At 48.5% G+C, this 4317-nt stretch carries 3 protein-coding genes; all 3 read left to right on the top strand.

The window, feature by feature from the left end; translation table 11 throughout:
• Positions 1-213 precede the first annotated feature (213 nt).
• From KNP00_RS13950 to KNP00_RS13940, 3 genes are read left to right on the top strand one after another with little or no spacing between them, the layout of a single operon-like run.
• Positions 214-2874, top strand: coding sequence for an EAL domain-containing protein (locus KNP00_RS13950; protein ID WP_240542904.1), 2661 nt, complete (start codon positions 214-216; stop codon positions 2872-2874).
• 47 nt (positions 2875-2921) lie between these two features.
• Positions 2922-3779 (top strand): MBL fold metallo-hydrolase, encoded by an 858-nt coding sequence (locus tag KNP00_RS13945; RefSeq protein WP_215146287.1) that lies wholly within the window; start codon positions 2922-2924, stop codon positions 3777-3779.
• Positions 3776-4210 carry a GNAT family N-acetyltransferase gene (locus tag KNP00_RS13940; RefSeq protein ID WP_215146285.1) on the top strand — a complete coding sequence of 145 codons (435 nt, stop codon included), beginning with the start codon at positions 3776-3778 and terminating at the stop codon, positions 4208-4210. The genes KNP00_RS13945 and KNP00_RS13940 overlap by 4 nt, the downstream gene beginning before the upstream one ends.
• The last annotated feature ends 107 nt before the right edge of the window (positions 4211-4317 follow it).

Here is a 4317-nt window from a genome sequence, read left to right as displayed (position 1 = left end):
AAACGGCTTGAGCCCTGTCGAATACAGGTCTCAAGCCGCCTAGTTTGGTTTTTATTATTTGCCCTGTCTACTTGACGGGGAGCAGTTCAGTATGAGAGGGTGTTTTTTTTAATAAGAGAAAAACGTTTTCCCATTTTTTCAAAGATTTTTCTCCATAGTTTGCTCGAAACCAACTACACTATAAGAAAAAGGAACAGGTGGAGGGATAATACGATGCAACGGATGAAAGGCGACCCACATTATTTATTCGAGCTGTTCACACGGTTGTATCGAATGGTTTTTCTAATGGAAGTGACAGATGAGGGCTATCGATATGTGAATGTAAGTGCACAAGGAAAACGAGCCTCTTCGCTTCCAGATGACGTGGAGGGGCGTTATTTGCACGAGATGTACCGTTCGGACGTGGCCGATGAACTGATTGGACATTATGATGAGGTCGTTAAGACGAGGGAGCCGGTCTACTTCATGTCGAAGATGAATATCGACTCCAATACGGCCCGGTTCGCTTCTTCAATGCTTGTGCCAATCGAGGCGGAGTCAGGCATGGTCCGATATGTTCTCAGTTTAACGACTGACTTATCAGAAGAAGCAGAAATCAAGTTGCTACGGAGCATTGAGCATATGGACTATTTGACAGGCATGCCAAATTTGATGAAGGTCAAACTAGAACTCGATCGACTGTTCGAAAAAAGTCATACGGAAGAGACGAGTGTGATGCGTCTACACATCAATCGCTTTAAGATGATGATGTCGCTCCAGGGGGTGGAGCGCTCGAACCAATTGATTAAAGACATCACAAGACAGTTGGCGAACACCCTTCCTCAAGGCTCAATCATCGGTCGTGTGGATGGCGAGGACTTCGTCGCCGTCTTGCCACACGTCCCGATCCATTTGGCTTATAAATATGCTGAACATTTACTCGATGTGATTGCGAAGCATTCTTATCAAGTGGTGGATGCGGAATTCCCGTTATCGAGTTGCATCGGAATCGGTGCCGGGGTGACAGACGCCGACCGTGTCATCATGAACGCCTCGACGGCTCTATTGGAGGCGCGACAAAACGGGAGCCAAATGATTCGTTTATATGAACATGACGAGTATGTGCAGCGCTATATCGACGAGATGATGATCGAGACAGAGCTCGTAAAGGCGTTAAAACAAAACGAACTATACATGGTATATCAACCGAAAGTATCAAAGGATGGAGCGATTCATTATGAAGCACTCCTCCGTTGGGAGAGCCCGGTGCTCGGCTTCGTGTCTCCCGAAACGTTCATCCGTGTCGCTGAACAGTCCCTGTTAATCGAAGAAGTGACACAGTTCGTTATGAATCGGGTGTGCCAGGACGTATCCACACATCCTGAGCGGTTCGAAGGTCGCCGTGTTGCCGTGAATGTGTCGCCGAGACTGTTTCACGAACGCCACATGGATGAGCTTGTTTCCATCATCGCGTCTTACGGTCTAAAACCAAATCAATTTGAGCTTGAAGTAACGGAGCACACGTTGATGAATGAACCGGTCGCTGCCATCAAGACGGTCGAATCGTTGAAGCAACAAGGATTTAGACTGATGATTGATGATTTTGGGGTGAGCTATTCTTCTTTAAATTATTTAAAATTATTCGATATCGATGGAATCAAGATTGACCGTTCGTTCGTCGCTCAACTCGACCAGGAGAATGGTCTGAAAGAATACGAAATCGTCAAACTGATTGTTTCGTTAGCCAAGAAATTAGACTTGGAGGTGACCGCTGAAGGGGTCGAGACGGAGGAACAGTACCGGATTTTGCGTCAACTCGACTGTGACGAGATCCAAGGATATTTCTTCAGCAGACCAATCCCGTTAAGTGATTTGGATGAAGCGCTCGACATCTTGTATACCCATCAGGCGACGCTCTCAAGAATTGACCAGCCATCACAGTTGTTGAACCCGTCACTAGAAGAGCGCGAGATGCAGCGACTAAAAGCCATCTTGCGACTGGAGATATTGAACACGCCTCAAGAGGAGCGGTTTGATCGTATATCACGTTTGGTCGCACAAACCTTGCAAATGCCGATCGCGTTCATTTCAAGCGTGACAAAGGATCAACAATGGTTCAAATCGTGTGTCGGGATCGAACTCGAATCTCCTCATCTCAAGCGGGAGTGGACATTGTGCAATCGAGTCGTCACGTCCGATCGTCCGGTTGTGATTGAGGACGTCTCGGCAGAAGCGATCGAGAGCGACAGTCCGTGGCTCGAGCGTATCGGATTTTATGCGGGCGTACCGCTTCGTACGAAACAAAATCATGTGATCGGCACGCTCTGTGTAGTAGATGAGAAGGCCAGGACGTTCACAGAAGATGACCGACTGGCACTGGAGTCGTTCACTCACTGGGTCATGACAGAGATTGAACATGCTGAAGTGTCGAGACGGCAAATCAATCGTCAACAAGCTACGGAAGCACTGTATGAAGCGACTGAATCCCCTTTACGATTTCAAGACCAGTTGCAGCGTGTACAAGATATTTTATTGGGATGGAGTGGCTGTTCACACGCGGTCACTTTCTCAACTGATACCTATCGTCTAGTGGCAGAAAGTGGGGTCTCCCATCTGACGTGGAACGAAGGGGCGCTTCGCTCCCTTCACGAACTGGCGAGTGTCGGCTCGAAATCAGTTCGACAAGGTGAACTGATTGTAGATGGGGTTGCATTCACTGCACTCATCCATTTTCCGTTGATCGATGAACATCAAGTGTTTGGCTGGCTTGTCTTACTGGCGGAGCAAGACGATTTGACTGATCCATTCGATGAAGAGACGGTTCAGGAGTTAATCGATGCCATACGATTACTCGCAAGGTGGATGGAGGACGGGGTTCGAAAAGAGTTGAGATGATTCACAAAAAATGACTGGATTTGATTCATGAAAGGAGCTAGACGTCCATGCAAACCTTGATCAAACACTCGGAACGATTTTGGTACATGACTCCGGTCGACCTTACCGATCGGCCCATCCTAGGTGCTGTTGTCGGCGACACGCACACGCTTCTCATCGACGCTGGCAACTCCGTGTCACATGCATCGTTCTTTTTAGAACAAATGAAAAAACATGGGCTCCGTGCACCTGCAATGGTCGCATTGACACATTGGCATTGGGACCACATCTTCGGTTTACCAGCTCTAGAAGGAATCGTCTCGATTGCGAGTGAGGCAACGAAACAGGGAATGGAGAAGCTGATGCCTTATGCCTGGGATGATGCCTCTCTCGATGAACGGGTAGCGCAAGGGATTGAGATCTCGTTCTGTGCGGAGGCGATCCGAGAAGAGTATGGGGACGCACGCGACATTCAAATCGTCTTGCCGACGTTGACGTTTCAAGAAGCGTTGACGCTTGACCTCGGTGGGGTTCACGTCATGTTGAAACATGTCGGGGGAGACCATGCAAAAGACGCTGTCATTCTTTATCTTGTAGAAGAAAAAATCTTATTTTTGGGAGACGCGTTATACGCAAATCTATACGCTCCGACATGGCGGATGACACCGGAAGAGACACTCCGATTGTTGGATGTGTTGGAGACGTTCGATGCCCACCAAATCGTTTGGTCACATGGTGAGATGGTGAGTCGTGAAGCGTTCGCAGAAGATTGCCTCGCATTGAGACGAATCGCCGCCATATCAAGTGATTTCCCGGGAAATGAAGAAGAAATCACTCGGTCTTACGCTGTCCTCGTCAATCGTGAGATAAACGAGGAAGAACGGGAATTGATCACCTTCTTCAGGAACGGGACGGTGGGAAGATGACATTCACCATCACGCGAATCCATGAGGAAGACGAGTCGTTCCAACAGTTTTTGACCACTCGACTGCGTGAATATAACAATGTACACTCGATTCATCATCGCGAAATCCGTGAAGCGAACGTACCCGTCATTCAGTTGAAGATTGAGCAGGAAGGACATGTGATCGCAGGATTGTATGGAAGTGTGTATTGGGGATGGTTCGATTTAGACCGCCTATGGGTCGATGCAGACTTTCATGGTCAAGGTATCGGTAGTCAATTGATTGGAGAAGGAGAGGCATTAGCGAAGTCGCTCGGTGCGGCGCGTGTGAAGCTGACGACTTTCTCGTTTCAAGCGAAAACGTTTTATGAGAAGTTCGGCTATACGGTCGCTGGTGTGCTACCGGACTACCCACCTGGGTCGGATTACTACATGATGATGAAGGGACTATAAAAGGCGACACGAGGTCGCCTCAGGCTGTTGACTAACATGAATCATATCGCTCGCCTTTCCGGCGCCCACGCTTTCCGCAGGCAATCCCGGAGCCGCATCGCGACCTA

Source organism: Exiguobacterium qingdaonense (assembly GCF_018617855.1).
Lineage (GTDB): Bacteria > Bacillota > Bacilli > Exiguobacteriales > Exiguobacteriaceae > Exiguobacterium > Exiguobacterium qingdaonense.
This window is presented reverse-complemented; position numbering and strand designations above follow the sequence as displayed.